The 16,866-nt window shown below is 32.6% G+C and carries 18 protein-coding genes; all 18 read left to right on the top strand.

The window, feature by feature from the left end:
• Positions 1-2: 2 nt before the first annotated feature.
• The 18 genes from ACKGJY_RS02705 (at position 3) to ACKGJY_RS02620 (ending at position 16,784) form a co-directional block, all read left to right on the top strand.
• On the top strand, positions 3-947 hold the full coding sequence (locus ACKGJY_RS02705) for a UDP-3-O-(3-hydroxymyristoyl)glucosamine N-acyltransferase (protein WP_413972303.1): 945 nt from the start codon (positions 3-5) through the stop codon (positions 945-947).
• A gap of 100 nt (positions 948-1,047) precedes the next feature.
• A complete protein-coding gene (gene sucD / locus ACKGJY_RS02700; RefSeq protein ID WP_413972302.1) occupies positions 1,048-1,920 on the top strand; it encodes a succinate--CoA ligase subunit alpha in 873 nt (290 codons plus the stop codon).
• Positions 1,921-2,207: 287 nt separating this feature from the next.
• Positions 2,208-2,954: a 3-oxoacyl-[acyl-carrier-protein] reductase gene (gene fabG, locus ACKGJY_RS02695; RefSeq protein WP_413972301.1), complete on the top strand. Its 747-nt coding sequence runs from the start codon at positions 2,208-2,210 to the stop codon at positions 2,952-2,954.
• A gap of 53 nt (positions 2,955-3,007) precedes the next feature.
• Positions 3,008-5,041 (top strand): VWA domain-containing protein, encoded by a 2,034-nt coding sequence (locus ACKGJY_RS02690; protein ID WP_413972300.1) that lies wholly within the window; start codon positions 3,008-3,010, stop codon positions 5,039-5,041.
• A gap of 10 nt (positions 5,042-5,051) precedes the next feature.
• Positions 5,052-5,867, top strand: a complete 816-nt coding sequence (locus ACKGJY_RS02685) for a prohibitin family protein (protein WP_413972299.1) — start codon at positions 5,052-5,054, stop codon at positions 5,865-5,867.
• A gap of 316 nt (positions 5,868-6,183) precedes the next feature.
• Positions 6,184-7,041 (top strand): ATP phosphoribosyltransferase, encoded by an 858-nt coding sequence (gene hisG / locus ACKGJY_RS02680; RefSeq protein WP_413972298.1) that lies wholly within the window; start codon positions 6,184-6,186, stop codon positions 7,039-7,041.
• Between the two features lie 46 nt (positions 7,042-7,087).
• Complete coding sequence (gene hisD / locus ACKGJY_RS02675; RefSeq protein ID WP_413972297.1) at positions 7,088-8,371, top strand: histidinol dehydrogenase; 1,284 nt, start codon at positions 7,088-7,090, stop codon at positions 8,369-8,371.
• Between the two features lie 56 nt (positions 8,372-8,427).
• Entirely contained in the window at positions 8,428-9,465 is a 1,038-nt protein-coding gene (hisC, locus tag ACKGJY_RS02670) for a histidinol-phosphate transaminase (RefSeq protein ID WP_413972296.1), read from the top strand.
• Positions 9,462-10,598 carry a bifunctional histidinol-phosphatase/imidazoleglycerol-phosphate dehydratase HisB gene (gene hisB / locus ACKGJY_RS02665; protein ID WP_413972295.1) on the top strand — a complete coding sequence of 379 codons (1,137 nt, stop codon included), beginning with the start codon at positions 9,462-9,464 and terminating at the stop codon, positions 10,596-10,598. The genes hisC and hisB overlap by 4 nt, the downstream gene beginning before the upstream one ends.
• A gap of 64 nt (positions 10,599-10,662) precedes the next feature.
• Positions 10,663-11,244: an imidazole glycerol phosphate synthase subunit HisH gene (gene hisH, locus ACKGJY_RS02660; protein ID WP_413972294.1), complete on the top strand. Its 582-nt coding sequence runs from the start codon at positions 10,663-10,665 to the stop codon at positions 11,242-11,244.
• Positions 11,245-11,280: 36 nt separating this feature from the next.
• Positions 11,281-11,562: a GIY-YIG nuclease family protein gene (locus ACKGJY_RS02655; RefSeq protein WP_413972293.1), complete on the top strand. Its 282-nt coding sequence runs from the start codon at positions 11,281-11,283 to the stop codon at positions 11,560-11,562.
• A 41-nt stretch (positions 11,563-11,603) separates the two neighbouring features.
• Entirely contained in the window at positions 11,604-12,341 is a 738-nt protein-coding gene (gene hisA / locus ACKGJY_RS02650) for a 1-(5-phosphoribosyl)-5-[(5-phosphoribosylamino)methylideneamino]imidazole-4-carboxamide isomerase (RefSeq protein ID WP_413972292.1), read from the top strand.
• A gap of 36 nt (positions 12,342-12,377) precedes the next feature.
• Positions 12,378-12,728 carry a four helix bundle protein gene (locus ACKGJY_RS02645; RefSeq protein WP_413972291.1) on the top strand — a complete coding sequence of 117 codons (351 nt, stop codon included), beginning with the start codon at positions 12,378-12,380 and terminating at the stop codon, positions 12,726-12,728.
• 34 nt (positions 12,729-12,762) lie between these two features.
• On the top strand, positions 12,763-13,518 hold the full coding sequence (gene hisF, locus ACKGJY_RS02640; RefSeq protein ID WP_413972290.1) for an imidazole glycerol phosphate synthase subunit HisF: 756 nt from the start codon (positions 12,763-12,765) through the stop codon (positions 13,516-13,518).
• Between the two features lie 43 nt (positions 13,519-13,561).
• The gene (gene hisIE, locus ACKGJY_RS02635; RefSeq protein ID WP_413972289.1) at positions 13,562-14,155 is read left to right on the top strand and encodes a bifunctional phosphoribosyl-AMP cyclohydrolase/phosphoribosyl-ATP diphosphatase HisIE; all 594 of its coding nucleotides are present in this window, start codon (positions 13,562-13,564) and stop codon (positions 14,153-14,155) included.
• Complete coding sequence (locus ACKGJY_RS02630; RefSeq protein WP_413972288.1) at positions 14,156-14,944, top strand: tRNA pseudouridine(38-40) synthase TruA; 789 nt, start codon at positions 14,156-14,158, stop codon at positions 14,942-14,944. It abuts the gene before it with no gap.
• Positions 14,945-15,322: 378 nt separating this feature from the next.
• Positions 15,323-15,826, top strand: coding sequence for a Dps family protein (locus tag ACKGJY_RS02625; protein WP_413972287.1), 504 nt, complete (start codon positions 15,323-15,325; stop codon positions 15,824-15,826).
• Between the two features lie 55 nt (positions 15,827-15,881).
• On the top strand, positions 15,882-16,784 hold the full coding sequence (locus ACKGJY_RS02620; protein ID WP_413972286.1) for a mechanosensitive ion channel family protein: 903 nt from the start codon (positions 15,882-15,884) through the stop codon (positions 16,782-16,784).
• The last annotated feature ends 82 nt before the right edge of the window (positions 16,785-16,866 follow it).

The raw sequence follows: 16,866 nt of genomic DNA, 5'->3' as shown, positions 1-16,866 counted from the left end.
CTATGAAATTTAATAAACCACAAACATTAGCAGACATATCAAAACTAATTGATTGTGAGTTTATTGGTGATGCTAATTTCCCTGTTTTAGGCATGAACGAAATACATGTTGTAGAGCCTGGAGATATTGTTTTTGTAGATCATCCAAAGTATTACGATAAAGCATTGCAATCTGCGGCTACTATCATCTTAATTAATAAAAAAGTTGAGTGTCCTGATGGGAAAGCACTACTTATTAGTGATGATCCTTTTAGAGATTTTAATAAACTAACTGATTATTACAGGCCTTTTATAAAGGCAACCGCAACTATTTCAAAAACTGCAGTAATTGGAGATAATACAACTATTCAGCCCAATTGTTTTATAGGCCATAATGTTACAATTGGTAATAATTGTATTATTCATTCTAACGTTAGTATCTATGATGATACAGTTATAGGTAATAATGTTACCATACACGCAGGTACTGTTTTAGGAGCAAATGCTTTTTATTATAAAAAACGACTAGAAGGTTACGATAGACTAAAATCTGGAGGGCGCGTTGTTATAGAAAACAATGTAGATATTGGAGCAGCATGTACTATAGATAGAGGTGTTACAGCTGATACACGAATAGGCGAGGGCTCAAAATTAGATAATCAAATACAGATTGGGCACGATACCGTTTTAGGTAAAGATTGCTTAATAGCTTCACAAACAGGTATAGCAGGTTGTGTAGTTGTTGAAGATAATGTAACAATTTGGGGACAAGTAGGCGTTAAAAGTGGTATTACTATAGCCAAAGGTACAGAGATATATGCGCAATCTGGACTAGGGCACACAACTGACGAAAATAAAGCCTATTTTGGATCACCAGCATTTGAAGCTAGAGAGAAATTTAAAGAAATGGCATACATTAGGAAAATACCTGAAATTCTAAAAGAACTCAAGAATCAAAAGAAACGTTAATATTTATGTTGAATTTAAATAATTGTAGAGATTTGCTTTAAATTTTGACGTTAATAAATTACTTTTGCTAGACTTAAAATAAAAACAAAAAATATCACTTATGAGTGTTTTAGTAAATAAAGATTCAAAAATAATAGTACAAGGTTTTACAGGTAGCGAAGGTACGTTTCATGCTGAACAAATGATTGAGTATGGCACTAATATTGTTGGTGGTGTAACTCCGGGAAAAGGCGGTAACACGCACTTAGAGAAGCCTGTATTTAATACTGTTCAAGAAGCTGTAGAGCAAGTAGGAGCAGATACAACTATTATTTTTGTACCACCAGCATTTGCTGCCGATGCCATTATGGAGGCTGCTGATGCAGGTATAAAAGTGATAATTACAATTACAGAAGGTATTCCTGTTGCTGATATGATTACAGCATCAAATTACATAAAAGATAAAGGTTCTCGTTTAATCGGTCCAAATTGCCCTGGCGTAATTACACCAGGTGAAGCAAAAGTTGGTATTATGCCAGGTTTTGTATTTAAGCAAGGTAAAGTTGGTATCGTTTCTAAATCTGGAACGTTAACTTACGAAGCTGCAGACCAAGTAGTAAAACAAGGTTTAGGTATTACCACAGCTATTGGTATCGGTGGAGATCCAATTATTGGTACTACTACAAAAGAAGCAGTAGAATTGCTAATTAATGATCCAGAAACAGAGGCTGTAGTAATGATAGGAGAAATTGGTGGTCAGCTAGAAGCAGATGCTGCAAACTGGTATAAAGAAAGCGGAAGTAAAAAACCAATTGTTGGTTTTATTGCAGGAGAAACAGCACCAGCAGGTAGAACTATGGGGCACGCTGGAGCTATTGTAGGTGGAAGCGATGATACTGCTCAAGCTAAAAAGAAAATTATGAGTGCATGTGGTATTCATGTGGTAGACTCACCAGCAGAAATAGGTAAAAAAGTTGCCGAAGTTATGGGGTAATAAATTCATAAAATTAAAAAATCCGTTAGCTAAATCAGTTAACGGATTTTTTTTGATACTAATTTGGGCCTTGCCACAAAGGGTCAGGTTTTCTTTACTCAATACATCTAAACTATAGAATTTCAAATATGAAGCCTGTGCTAAGTTTAGCCGAAGTTTTCAATCCTTAATCCAAATCCAGCAAATATTAAAAATCGTTAGCTTTATTGTAACATCCAATAGGTATTTATTATATTTGATTAAATAGAATTTAGTAAAATAAAAGACATTAATAAACCAACTATAAAATGAAATTATTAGAAGGAAAAACAGCTATAATTACAGGAGCAAGTCGCGGTATAGGTAGAGGAATAGCTAAAGTATTTGCAGAACATGGTGCAAACGTAGCATTTACATATAGCAGTTCTGTTGACGCTGCAAATGCACTAGAAAAAGAGTTAAAAGAAGCTGGTGTAAACGCAAAAGGTTACCAAAGTAATGCGGCAAGTTTTGATGAAGCTCAAAAACTAGCGGAAGATGTTATAGCCGATTTTGGTGGTATAGATGTTTTAGTAAATAATGCTGGTATCACTAAAGACAACTTACTTATGCGCATGGGGGAAGATGATTTTGATAAAGTTATTGAGGTGAATCTTAAGTCGGTTTTTAATATGACGAAAGCAGTACAGCGCACTATGTTAAAACAGCGCAAAGGTTCAATTATTAATATGAGCTCTGTAGTTGGGGTGAAAGGTAATGCAGGACAAACTAATTATGCAGCTTCTAAAGCAGGAATCATAGGCTTTTCTAAATCTGTAGCTTTAGAGTTAGGTTCCAGAAATATTAGAAGCAACGTAATTGCGCCAGGATTTATAGAAACTGAAATGACAGCTAAACTTGATGAAGACGTTGTAAAAGGTTGGAGAGCTGGTATTCCTTTAAAAAGAGGTGGAGCACCTGAAGATGTAGCCAATGCATGTGTGTTTTTAGCAAGCGATTTAAGTGCTTACATTACAGGACAAACACTAAATGTTGATGGTGGTATGTTAACTTAATTTTAATCATCCCATCGAAGGAAAGCATCTTTTTTACAGTAGTTAAAAATTTAATGCAAACAGAAACAGTATTATACATAATAGTATCTGGAATAATAGCGCTACTTGTAGCGCTTTTTCAGTATACATATAAATCAAAACTTAAAGGCAAACTTCCTGTAGTATTAACGTTTCTAAGGTTTTTATCAATATTTGCAATTTTAATTTTACTAATTAACCCTAAATTCACTCAAACAAAGATTTACACTGAAAAACCTAAACTTATTGTAGCTGTTGATAATTCAAACTCTATAGCACATTTAAAACAGAGTGAAAATGCATTAACTGCTTTAAACTATTTTAAACAAAATTCGGAAATCAATAAAAATTTTGATGTAGAAATATTTTCATTTGATGACAATATAAAACAATTAGATAGTTTAGATTTTAAATCAAAATCAAGTAATATCGATAAGGCATTACGTCAAATCTCAGACGTTTATAAAACTAATGTAGCGCCTATAGTTTTAATTTCAGATGGCAATCAAACATTTGGAAATGATTATTCAGTTTCAAACACATACACACAACCTGTTTATCCTATTATTTTAGGAGATACAATAACCTATACCGATATTAAAATCCAACAACTTAATGTAAATAAATATGCATTTCTGAAAAATAAATTTCCTGTTGAGGCTATTGTGGTATATCAAGGTGATACCGCTATTCGTTCAACATTTTCTATTCGTCAAGGAAATAAGGTATTGTATTCTAAAGTGCTTAATTTTTCTAAAAAGGACAATTCAAAAGTTATAACATTAACGCTTCCAGCGAGTAGCGTGGGTGTAAAAAGTTATAGTGCAACATTGCAACCAATTAATAATGAAAAAAACACTGTAAATAATACAAAAAACTTTGCTGTTGAGGTAATAGATCAAAAAACAAAAATAGCGTTAGTAAGTGATGTTTTGCATCCAGATTTAGGCGCTTTTAAAAAAAGTATAGAAAGTAACGAACAGAGATCTGTAGTTATCACTGATCCTTACAGAATATTAGATAAAGTAAATGATTTTCAATTAGTTATACTGTATCAGCCAAATATTAAGTTTAAGCGGATTTATGAGTTATTAGATAAAGAAAATAAGAACACTTTGGTAGTGGTTGGTACAAAAGCAGATTTATATTTTTTAAATAAAACATCTAAAATATTTAGTATAGCAGCTACAGGGCAAACCGAAGATTTTCAGGCTAATTTAAATGCAAATTATGCGCCTTTTTTAATTGAAGACATAAATTTTGAATCGTTTCCACCACTAAAAGGACCATTTGGTGATGTAACCTTTAAAGATGATTCGTTTGAAACTTTATTAGAAAAAACAGTCTTAGGGATTTCTAAAAATCAGCCTTTATTAGCAACTTTAGAAGATAATGGTAAAAGAATAGGAATAATTTTTGGAGAGAATATATGGCAATGGCGCGCTCAAAGTTTTTTAAACGAAACATCGTTTAATTCATTTGATGACTTTATTGGCAAACTTGTACAATATTTAGCCTCCAATAAAAGAAAAAGTAGACTTACGGTAGATTACGAATCGTTTTATACAGGGAATACCAATATCATATTAAAAGCTCAAGCTTTTGATAAAAACTATCAATTTGATGAGCGTCAATCTTTAGAGTTGATTCTTGAAGATATTGTTTCAAAAGAAAAAAGTATACGACCATTCATTCTAAAAAATAATAATTATCAAGTAGATTTAAGCGGTTTAAAGGCTTCAAAATATAATTTTACGGTGCGTTCAAAAAGTGATAACATATCAAAATTTGGACGTTTTGAAGTTTTAGAATATAATATTGAAGCACAATTTTTAAATGCGGATGTTGCAAAACTAAGGCAATTAGGTGCTAACACTAAAGGAGCTTCCTATTTTATTAATAATTTAGAGGATTTAGCTGTAGAATTATCATCAAATCAAAGCTATAAACCTATTCAAAAAAGCAATAAAAATACCGTACCTTTGATTGATTGGAAATACCTCTTAGGTGTGATAGTATTAACACTATCCATCGAATGGTTTATAAGAAAATATAACGGATTAATTTAAATAAATAGTAATGGAAAAATTACCAAAAATTGCATTCCCAATAATAATAGTAGTAGTTGTTTTATTTGTTCTAATAGCTAAGTCTGCTGTAACCATAGATTCTGGTGAAGCTGGAGTTCTTTTTAAAACTTTTGGAGAAGGTGTAGTTACTGATGAGCCACCAATGGGAGAAGGGTTTCATATTGTAGCACCGTGGAATAAGGTTTACATCTATGAAGTGCGTCAGCAAGAACTTTTTGAGAAAATGAAAGTATTATCATCAAACGGATTAGAAATCCAGATTGATGCTTCTGCTTGGTACGAACCAGTGTATAAAGATTTAGGAAACTTACATCAATCTCTTGGTCAAAATTATTTACAACGCGTTATTATGCCCTCTATTAGAAGTGCAGCAAGAAGTGTTGTGGGGCGCTATACCCCAGAGCAATTATACTCTAGTAAGCGTGATGCTATTCAAGATGAAATTTTTGAAGAAACTAAAAAGATTTTAGAGAAACAATATGTGCAACTTAATGAAGTTTTAGTGCGTGATGTGACTTTGCCAAATACTATTAAAGAGGCTATTGAGCGTAAATTACGCCAAGAGCAAGAATCTTTAGAATACGAATTTAGATTAGTTACTGCTGAAAAAGAAGCGCAAAAACAAATTATTGAAGCAGAAGGTAAGGCGAAATCTAATAAAATTTTAAGTGCATCATTAACAGATAAAATTCTTCAAGATAAAGGTATTGAGGCTACTATGAAGTTGTCAGAATCGCCTAACAGTAAAGTTATTGTGATTGGTTCTGGTGATAGTGGTTTGCCAATTATATTAGGAAATCAATAAAAAGAATAAATTCAATACATAATATATTCTTTTAAAAAAGTATTAGTTTTTAATTACTTAAATATTATTACTATTGAATTTTTTTAAGAAATGTATTTATAATTTGGATTTAATCATAGAAATTATAGATATTTGCAAAAATAAATAAAGAACATGACTTTTATTCAATTACATCATCATTTTTATATTTGCTCTCAGGCGAAGTGAAAATGTATTGAATAAAATCAAAATATATTTTAAACCCGTTTGAGACAATCAAGCGGGTTTTTATTTTTAAAATCTAATATGATTGTTTCAAACTCATAAAAAGAACATAATGAGTAAATTAAGAATTGCAGTGCAAAAATCGGGTCGTTTAAACGAAGATTCTATGCGCTTATTAAAAGATATTGGTATTTCTATTGATAATGGAAAAGATCAATTAAAAGCTTTGGCTAAAGGATTTCCGGTGGAAGTATTTTATTTAAGAAATGGAGACATTCCTCAATATTTGAAAGATGGTGTAGTGGATGCAGCTATTATTGGAGAAAATGTTTTAATAGAAAAAGGTGAAGGTATAGGCATTGTTGAAAAACTAGGGTTTTCAACGTGTCGTGTTTGTATCGCTGTGCCAAAAGCAGATAATTATAATAGCATAAAAGATTTAGAAGGCAAGCGCATTGCAACCTCATATCCTAATACGGTTAAGCAATTTTTGAATAAAAATGGTGTTAATGCAAATCTTCATATCATAAATGGTTCAGTAGAAATTGCACCAAATATTGGTTTAGCAGATGCTATTGTTGATATTGTTTCTAGTGGCAGTACCTTATTTAAAAACAATTTAAAAGAGGTAGATACCATTTTAAAATCAGAAGCGGTTTTAGCGGTATCTCCAACCTTAAATGAAGAGCGAAAAGCTATTTTAGAAACTATACAGTTTAGAATCCAATCGGTTTTAAAAGGTAGAAATTCTAAATATGTGTTGTTAAACGCACCAAATGATAAGGTGCAATCCATTATAGATGTTTTACCAGGGATGAAGAGTCCAACTGTTTTGCCATTGGCAGAAGAAGGGTGGAGTTCGATACATTCAGTTATCAGTAAGAATGAGTTTTGGAGCGTTATAGACGATTTAAAAGCTAAAGGCGCACAAGGTATTTTAGTATGCCCAATTGAAAAAATGGTACTGTAATGTCATTAAAAGCGAAGCGAATAATCGCTTTAAAAGAAATATAATTATGCAAATAATTGAAAACCCAAATAAAAAAAGTTGGTCTGAGATCCTAAAACGCCCAACACAAACCGTTGATGCTATTGAAGCTACAGTAAACGAAATATTTACCGAGGTTTCACAAGATGGGGATTCAGCAATTAAAAAGTATACCAATAAATTTGATGGTGTTGCATTAGCATCTAATATTGTAACGTTTATTGAGATTGAAGCTGCTGTAAAAGAAGTACCAGAAAATCTTAAAAATGCCATAAAACAGGCAAAAGCAAATATTGAGGTATTTCATAAAGCACAAAAAACAGCAAAATTAGCTATTGAAACCACTAACGGTGTAGATTGTTGGCAAGAGAAACGCCCGATACAAAAAGTAGGATTGTATATTCCTGGAGGAACAGCACCTTTGTTTTCAACCGTTTTAATGTTGGCAATTCCTGCCCAAATAGCAGGTTGTAAAGAAATAATATTGTGTTCGCCACCAAATAAGAAAGGTAAACTGGCACCTGAAATTTTGTTTGCAGCACAACTATGTGGTGTTACCAAAATTATAAAAGTAGGCGGAATACAAGCCATAGCTGGATTAACATTTGGCACTCAAAGTATTCCAAAAGTATACAAGATTTTTGGTCCAGGAAATCAGTTTGTAACTGTAGCAAAACAATTGGCCACTAAACATGGTGTTGCTATAGATATGCCTGCAGGCCCAAGTGAATTGTTGGTTGTTGCAGACGAAACTGCAAATGCGGCGTATGTAGCTTCAGATTTGTTAAGTCAAGCAGAACATGGTGTAGATAGTCAAGTTATTTTGGTATCAACCTCTAAAGTATTAATTGACCAAGTTTCAGAGCAAGTTAAAAAACAATTACAGGCTTTACCACGAAAAATAATCGCAGAAAAAGCCATTGAAAATTCAAAATTAATTTATGTTGAAGATGATGCTACTGCTTTGGAATTAATTGATGAATATGGTCCAGAGCATTATATTATCTGTTGTAAAAACGAAGACCTTTATGTTGATAATATCAATAATGCAGGCTCTGTTTTTATAGGTGATTATACACCTGAAAGCGCAGGCGATTATGCGTCTGGAACCAATCATACATTGCCAACTAATGGTTTTAGCAAAGCGTATTCTGGGGTAAATTTAGATAGTTTTATGAAGACTATGACCTTCCAAAAAATATCAAAAGAAGGCCTTTTAAATATTGGTGAGACTATAGAGTTAATGGCAGAAGCAGAAGGCTTACAGGCTCATAAAAATGCGGTAAGCATACGTTTAAAAGATCTCAAATAATTTAATTTAAAAGTCCTCACAGGTTTTTAAAACCTATGAGGACTACTAGGCAAAAAATGAACATTCAAAATTTAATAAGACCAACCATAAAAGCCCTAAAACCATATTCGTCGGCAAGAGATGAATTTCAAGGCAATAGTGATGATATGGTGTTTTTGGACGCCAATGAAAACCCGTTTGAGAATGGCGTAAATCGGTATCCAGACCCGCAACAAAGGTCGGTTAAGTCTTTACTTTCTGAAATTAAGGGCATTCCTCAAAAAAATATCTTGTTAGGAAATGGAAGCGACGAAGTTCTAGATTTAATATATCGTACATTTTGCGAACCCAATCAAGATAACATTATCACACTACCTCCAACTTACGGTATGTACAGTGTATTGGCTAATATTAACGCCATTGCAATAAAAAGTGTTGAATTGGATGCTGGTTTTCAACCTAAAGTTGATGAAATTTTAAACATCGCTAATTCAAATTCTAAGCTCTTATTTTTATGTTCACCAAATAATCCAACCGGTAATAGTTTTGAAGCCAAATCGATAGAAAAACTGATTAAAAATTTTAAAGGTATTGTAATTATAGATGAAGCATATATCGATTTTTCAAATAACGAAAGCTGGGTGAGCCGATTGGATGAGTTTCCAAATTTAATAGTTACACAAACCCTTTCAAAAGCTTATGGAATGGCAGGAATTCGTTTGGGAATATGTTATGCTTCCGAAGAAATAATATCCGTTTTAAATCGTATTAAGCCGCCCTATAACGTAAACGAATTAACGCAGCAAAAAGCAATTCTTCAGCTTAAAGATTATGATTTAACCCAACAACAAGTGCTTAGCATATTAAAAGAAAGAGAAGCGTTGATAACGAACCTACAAACGGTATCTTTTATTTCAAAAATATATCCAACGGATGCTAATTTTGTGTTGGCTAAAGTAGATGATGCCACAAAGCGCTACAACCAATTAATAGATAAAGGTATTGTTATTAGAAACAGAACCACCCAACCTGGATGCGAAAACTGTTTGCGTTTTACGGTTGGAACGTCAGAAGAGAACAGCTTATTAATAGATAGTTTAAAATCTATATCATGAAAAAAGTACTTTTTATAGACAGAGACGGCACCTTAGTTTTAGAGCCACCGGTGGATTATCAATTAGATAGTTTAGAGAAGTTAGAATATTACCCCAAAGTATTTCAATACATGGCTAAAATAGCTAATGAGTTGGATTATGAGTTGGTTATGGTTACCAATCAAGATGGTTTGGGTACAGATAGTTTTCCAGAGGATACCTTTTGGCCTGCTCAAAACAAAATAATAGATGCTTTCAAAAAAGAAGGTGTTATATTTTCTGAGGTGTTTATAGATAAAACATTTCCACACGAAAATGCAGAAACGCGCAAACCAAGAACAGGGCTGTTAACCAAATACTTCTCTGAAGCTTATGATTTAGAAAACTCTTTTGTTTTGGGGGATAGAATTACCGATATGGAGCTTGCTAAAAATTTAGGAGCAAAAGGGATTTATTTATCTGAAGACCCAGAATTGGGTGCAGATGAAATTGAAACCTCGAAGCAAGATATTCTGAAAAGTATTGCGCTTACTAGCACAGATTGGGCCTCTATTTATGAGTTTTTAAAACTTGAAAATCGTATTGAAGAAATAACACGTAATACCAATGAAACTCAGATTTATATAAAATTAAATCTAGACGGATCTGGAAAAAATAATATAGATACAGGATTATCTTTCTTTGATCACATGTTAGATCAAATTGGGCGACATGGCGCTATGGATTTAACCATTAAAGTAGATGGCGATTTAGAAGTTGATGAGCACCATACCATTGAAGATACCATGATTGCTTTAGGCGAGTTATTTAATAAAGCTTTAGGAAATAAACTAGGTATAGAACGCTACGGATTTTGTTTACCTATGGATGATTGTTTAGCACAAGTGGCGGTAGATTTTGGTGGTAGAAATTGGTTGGAGTGGGATGCTGAATTTAAGCGTGAAAAAATAGGAGATATGCCAACAGAAATGTTTTTTCATTTATTTAAGTCTTTTACCGACGGCGCAAAATGCAATTTAAATATTAAAGCAGAAGGTGTAAATGAACATCATAAAATAGAAGGTATTTTTAAAGCCTTTGCAAAAGCCATGAAAATGGCCGTGAAACGAGATGCGAACAAAATGTTTTTACCATCAACAAAAGGAATGTTATAAATAGCGCTTAGCTCTTAGCTGTTTGCTAATAGCTAATAGCCAAAAGCTAAAAGCTTTTTTAAGAATGAAATTAGTTATTATAAATTACGGAGCAGGAAACATTAAAAGTATTCAATTTGCTTTTAAACGATTGGGTGTAGACGCCATTTTGTCTGATGATCCAGAAGAAATTAAAGCTGCAGATAAAATTATATTTCCAGGTGTTGGAGAAGCAAGTTCTGCTATGAAGATGTTGAAGGAAAGCGGTTTAGATAGATTAATACCAACATTAAAGCAACCTGTTTTAGGTATTTGTTTAGGGATGCAACTCATGTGTTTACATACAGAAGAGGGCGACACTAAAGGCTTGGGGATTTTTCAAACTAAAGTAAAACGTTTTTCTAATGCTGTAAAAGTGCCACAAATGGGTTGGAATGTCATTAAAGCATTAAAGTCTGATTTATTTAAGGGCATAAATGAAAACGAATACATGTATTTAGTGCATAGTTATTATGCAGAACATTGTGATGAAACCATTGCCGCAACTGACTATGAGATTAATTATGCGTCAGCATTACAGCACGATAATTTTTACGGTACCCAATTTCATCCTGAAAAGAGTGGCGCTAAAGGTGCTAAAATTTTAGAAAATTTTTTGAACCTTTAGCGCCATCCTGAACTTGTTTCAGGATCTTTTGAATTTATGAATAAATATTATTGTTATATTCTATCAAATAAAAACAAAACTGTTTTATATATAGGCTATACAGATAATTTAAAAAGAAGATTAAAGGAACATTTAGAAGGGAATGGCGCGTTATTTACAAAAAAATACAAGGTCACAGATTTGATGTATTTTGAAGAATTTAATGAAATGAAAAATGCTAGATTAAGAGAACGACAATTGAAAAAATGGCATAAAAAATGGAAATGGAATCTTATCAAAGAATCAAATCCATATTTAATAACAATAGAAATTAATTAAAGACCCTGAAATAAATTCAGGGTTGATTAACAAGTTAATCAATGAGAATAATACCAGCAATAGATATCATAGACGGAAAATGTGTGCGCTTAACAAAAGGCGATTACGATACTAAAAAAGTATATAACGAAAACCCTTTAGAGGTTGCAAAAATGTTTGAAGCTTCTGGTATTGAGTATTTGCACCTCGTAGATTTAGATGGTGCTAAAGCGAAGCATATAGTTAACTATAAGGTGCTAGAACAAATTGCAACAAAAACTAAATTGAGAATAGATTTTGGAGGTGGTTTAAAAACAAATGAAGATTTACATGTTGCTTTTAATTCTGGTGCAAGACAAATTACAGGCGGCAGTATTGCTGTAAAAGACCCTAAGACTTTTGAAGGTTGGATTTCTAAATATGGAAGCGAGAAAATTATTTTAGGAGCCGATAGTAATGCAGGAAAAATAGCGATTAGCGGATGGCAAGAAGAAAGCTCCGAAGAAGTGATTCCGTTTATTAAAGGCTATCAAAAGAAAGGAATTCAATATGTGATTTGTACAGATATATCAAAAGATGGTATGTTAGAAGGTCCTTCTTTTGACTTATATAACGACATCATTTCGCAATGTACAAATAGTAGTAGTAGTGGGCAATCTATAAAATTAATAGCCTCTGGAGGTATTTCACATATTGATGAGTTGCCTAAGCTTATTGAGTTAGGTTGTGAAGGCGTTATTATTGGTAAAGCTATTTATGAAAATAGAATCAGCCTTTATGAACTTGAAAAATTTTTATAATTCATAGAGATTAGATTTTAGTAAAAAGTATTTAGTATGAATAAATTTGAGGATTTACTTATCTGGAAAAAGTCAATGGATTTGGTAGAATACGTTTATTTATTATCTAAAGAGTTACCAAATGAAGAACGATTTGGGTTAATTTCTCAAATAAGAAGATGTAGTGTTTCCATACCTTCTAATATTGCTGAAGGCGCGGGAAGAAATTCAAAAAAGGAGTTTGTCCATTTCTTATCAATTGCTAATGGCTCAACATCAGAACTTAAAACACAATTACTTTTATCTTTAAGACTAAATTTTACAACTAAAGAAAAAATTGAACCTTTAATTAATCTATGTAATGAAATTCAAAAGATGAATAGATCATTACAAAACAAATTAAACTAATTACTTAATACTAAGAGCTAAATACTTGAAAAGTATGTTAACAAAACGAATCATACCCTGTTTAGATATTAAAAATGGACGTACCGTAAAAGGTGTAAATTTTGTAGATTTAATTGATGCCGGTGATCCTGTAGAATTGGCAAAACAATATGCGGAGCATGGTGCTGATGAATTGGTGTTTTTAGATATTGCTGCAACTCTAGAAAACAGAGGCACAACTTTAGATATGGTGTTGCATGTGGCAGAACAGGTAAATATTCCTTTTACAGTTGGTGGAGGTATATCATCTGTAGAACATGTGGATGCGTTATTGCATTGTGGTGCAGATAAGGTATCTATTAACTCCTCAGCAGTGAAACGTCCGGAATTAGTAAATGAGTTAGCAGATAAATTTGGAAGTCAGTGTGTAGTAGTTGCTATTGATGCAAAACAAATTGATGGACAGTGGAAAGTGCATTTAGCAGGAGGAACCATTCCAACAGATATTGATTTATTTGAATGGGCTAAAGACGTTGAAGAACGAGGAGCTGGAGAGATTTTATTTACATCGATGGATCATGATGGTACAAAAAACGGGTTTGCAAATGAAGCGCTTTGTAAGTTATCAGAGCTGTTAAATATACCAATAATAGCTTCAGGAGGTGCAGGAAATGTACAGCATTTTGTGGATACCTTTAAAGAAGGAAAATCAGATGCTGCTTTGGCGGCCAGTGTGTTTCATTTTGGTGAAATTCCAATTCCTGATTTAAAAAAAGAATTAAAAGAACATAATATAGAAGTACGACTTTAGTCGTCATGCTGAACTCGTTTCAGCATCTCATAAAGAGTAAAAGATGAAAATAAAATACGATCAAAACGGATTAGTCCCTGCCATCATTCAAGATGTAACAACAAAAAATGTATTGATGTTGGGTTACATGAACGAAGCGTCTTATCAAAAGACATTAGAAACTAAAAAGGTGACCTTTTTTAGCCGAAGTAAACAACGTTTATGGACAAAAGGTGAAGAGAGTGGCAACTTTTTAAACCTTGTAGATATCAAAAATGATTGCGATAGCGATTCCTTATTAATACAAGTTAATCCCGTTGGCCCAACGTGTCATACAGGAACAGATACCTGCTGGAAAGAAAAGAACAACTCATCTTATGGTTTCTTTTCAGTTTTAGAAGATGTAATTGCAGAACGTGTTGCAAATAAGGATACTAAAAAATCTTACGTAGCGAGTTTGTTTTCAAAGGGCATAAATAAAATCGCTCAAAAAGTGGGCGAGGAGGCTGTAGAAACCGTTATTGAAGCTATGGATAATAATGATGAGTTGTTCTTGTATGAATCAGCGGATTTGTTATTTCATTATTTAATGTTGCTTCAGGCTAAAGGCTTTACTTTAAAGGATATTGAAGAAGAGTTGAAAGGCAGACAGAAATAAATGCAATTTCAACCAAAAAAATACTACTATCTTATACATGTTCAGTATTTAGGCTATCGGTTTCATGGTTGGCAAAAACAGCCAAATCTTAAAACCTTGCACTTTATGATAGACAGAACACTTAACTATATTTTAGAAGGTAAGTATTTTAAAACTCTAACATCTGGTAGAACAGATGCGATGGTGTCTGCGGAACAAGCGGCTTTTGAGCTCTTTTTAAAATCACCTATTGAAAACGAAACGGAGTTTTTAGAGTTATTTAATTACAATTTACCGCAAGATATTAGAGCGTTAAGTATTCAAGAAGTAAATGCTCAATTCAATATTATACAGCATTCTAAAATTAAAGAGTATTTGTATCTGTTTACTTATGGTGAAAAGTGCCATCCGTTTTGTGCACCTATTATGGCTACTATTTTAGACAATCTTGATATTGAGATTATGAAACAAGGTGCTAAACTATTTGAAGGTGAGCACTATTTATGGAGTTATTGTTACAAGCCTACTGAAAACGGGATATACACAAGAGAAATTTTACAATGTGAATTGGTAGAAAATACGATGTATACTGCTAACTACTTCCCCAAGAAAACATTTTTGCTTAGAGTAAAAGGGAAGGGGTTTATGCGAAACCAAATTCGGTTAATGATGGGTACTTTGATTGATTTGGGTAAAGGAAAATTAACACTTACGGATATTGAAAATAGCCTTGTACCTGATAGTAAAATGAAGATGAATTATATCGCACCTGCTTCTGGATTGATTTTGAATTCTATTGAGTTTGAGTAAAAGCTCCTCTTAATCTCCCCGAAGGGAGGAAACTATTACTTAATAGCAATGATGCCTATTTTTAAGAGCAAGAGTGGAGTTCCTCCCCTTTGGGGAGGTTAGGAAGGGTTTACGTTTGAGTGAGTTGCGCTAGGGATTGAACGGCATGTTGGAGCTCCCGACCTAAGGAGGAGCGACTAGTGAAAGCCCGACCCTTGTGGTAGCGCCCAAATAATTAATGTATTATTCTTCTTAAAACTCTTTAACACTTATCGGTTTTTTTAACATAAATTAAGTTAATAAAATCTTAACGCCGTTAAAACCTGTTAAACCACTTGACAAAAGCGTTATTGCCTATATATTAATAGGGAATTTAATTTTAAAACAATAAAAAATATTATGAGCTATTTAAACATGAATGAAGAAGAATTAATGCCTGTGGTGGTTGAATTAAATGTTTTGTTAGCAGACTACCACGTGTATTACCAAAAATTAAGAAGTAGACATTGGAATATTATTGGAAAGAATTTTTTCGATTTGCATGAGCAGTTTGAAACCATGTACAATGATGCTAAAGTAAAAATTGATGAAATTGCAGAACGTATATTAACTTTACGATTTCACCCAATGAGTAGATTAGAAGATTATTTAAAAACATCTGCTATTCTTGAGGATGCGCCTTTAAAGGATGATCAAGAAATGGTATTAGATACTTTAAATGATCATAAATTATTGCTAAACCAAATGAGTAAAGTTATTGATAAAGCTAGTGCTATTTCTGATGAAGGTACTGTAGATTTAATTGGTGCATATATTAGAGAATTAGAAAAGATAAGCTGGATGCTAAATGCATGGACCAAAAAAACTTCGGATAATTTAAAAGCTAGTGTTGTAGAGGCTTAATATTTATAGATTAAGACACTAAAATTTTAACACTAATTAAAATATTTAAATTATTATGAAAGATACTATAGGAAAAGCATTTGCCGATTTAATAGAAAAACTGCAAGGTTGGTTAAGTGCAATTATAGAAAGTATACCAAATTTAATTTTGGCAATACTAGTAATGTTCACAGCATACATTGTTGCTAGATATACTAGAAAATTTGTATTAAAACTCGTTGAAAAACGTGTAGACCAAAAATCGATTGCTAACATTATTGCAAAAATATCGGCTGTGGTAGTTGTAGCAGCTGGCTTATTTTTGGCACTTGGCATATTAAACTTAAGTAAAATGCTAACCTCCCTTCTTGCTGGTGCAGGTGTTGCAGGTTTAGCAATTGGTTTAGCCTTACAAGGTACATTATCAAACACATTTGCTGGTGTGGTAATATCGTTTAGAAAACGAATACAATTAGGTAATTGGGTAGAAACCAATGGATATTCGGGCGAAGTTGTAGATGTGAATTTAAAAGAATTTGTTTTGAAAGAGGCCGATAATAACTTGGTGATTATTCCAAACAAAATGATTTTAGAGAATCCACTAAAAAACTATTCACTAACTACACGTATGCGCGTTGTATTGGAATGTGGTGTAGGATATGAATCTGATTTGGAAGAAGTAGAGCGTTTAACTAAAGAAACAATTGCAAATAAGTTTGAACAAGTTAATGACCCAGAAGACGTGGAGTTTTATTACACAGAATTTGGAGGCAGTTCTATAAATTACATGTGTAGATTTTGGATAGATGCCGAAAGCATGTTAGAAAAACTAAAAGCAAAAACTAGAGCAATTATTGAAGTTAAGAAAGCTTACGATAAAGCCAATATTAATATACCTTTCCCTATTAGAACATTACAGTTTGATAATAAATTAGCGTTAGACAAATCTGCTCTAACGGAAAAACATAATAGTAATTAATTATAATAACGCGTTTGTCTTTAGGTAATCAGTAAAGATAAAACGATAGGTTATTTAGTGTTTGCTCATATTTTGATATGAG

Source organism: Hyunsoonleella sp. 2307UL5-6 (assembly GCF_047345485.1).
Classification (GTDB): Bacteria; Bacteroidota; Bacteroidia; order Flavobacteriales; family Flavobacteriaceae; genus Jejuia.
Note: the sequence above shows the minus strand (reverse complement) of the source record. Positions and strands in the feature narration are given on the sequence as shown.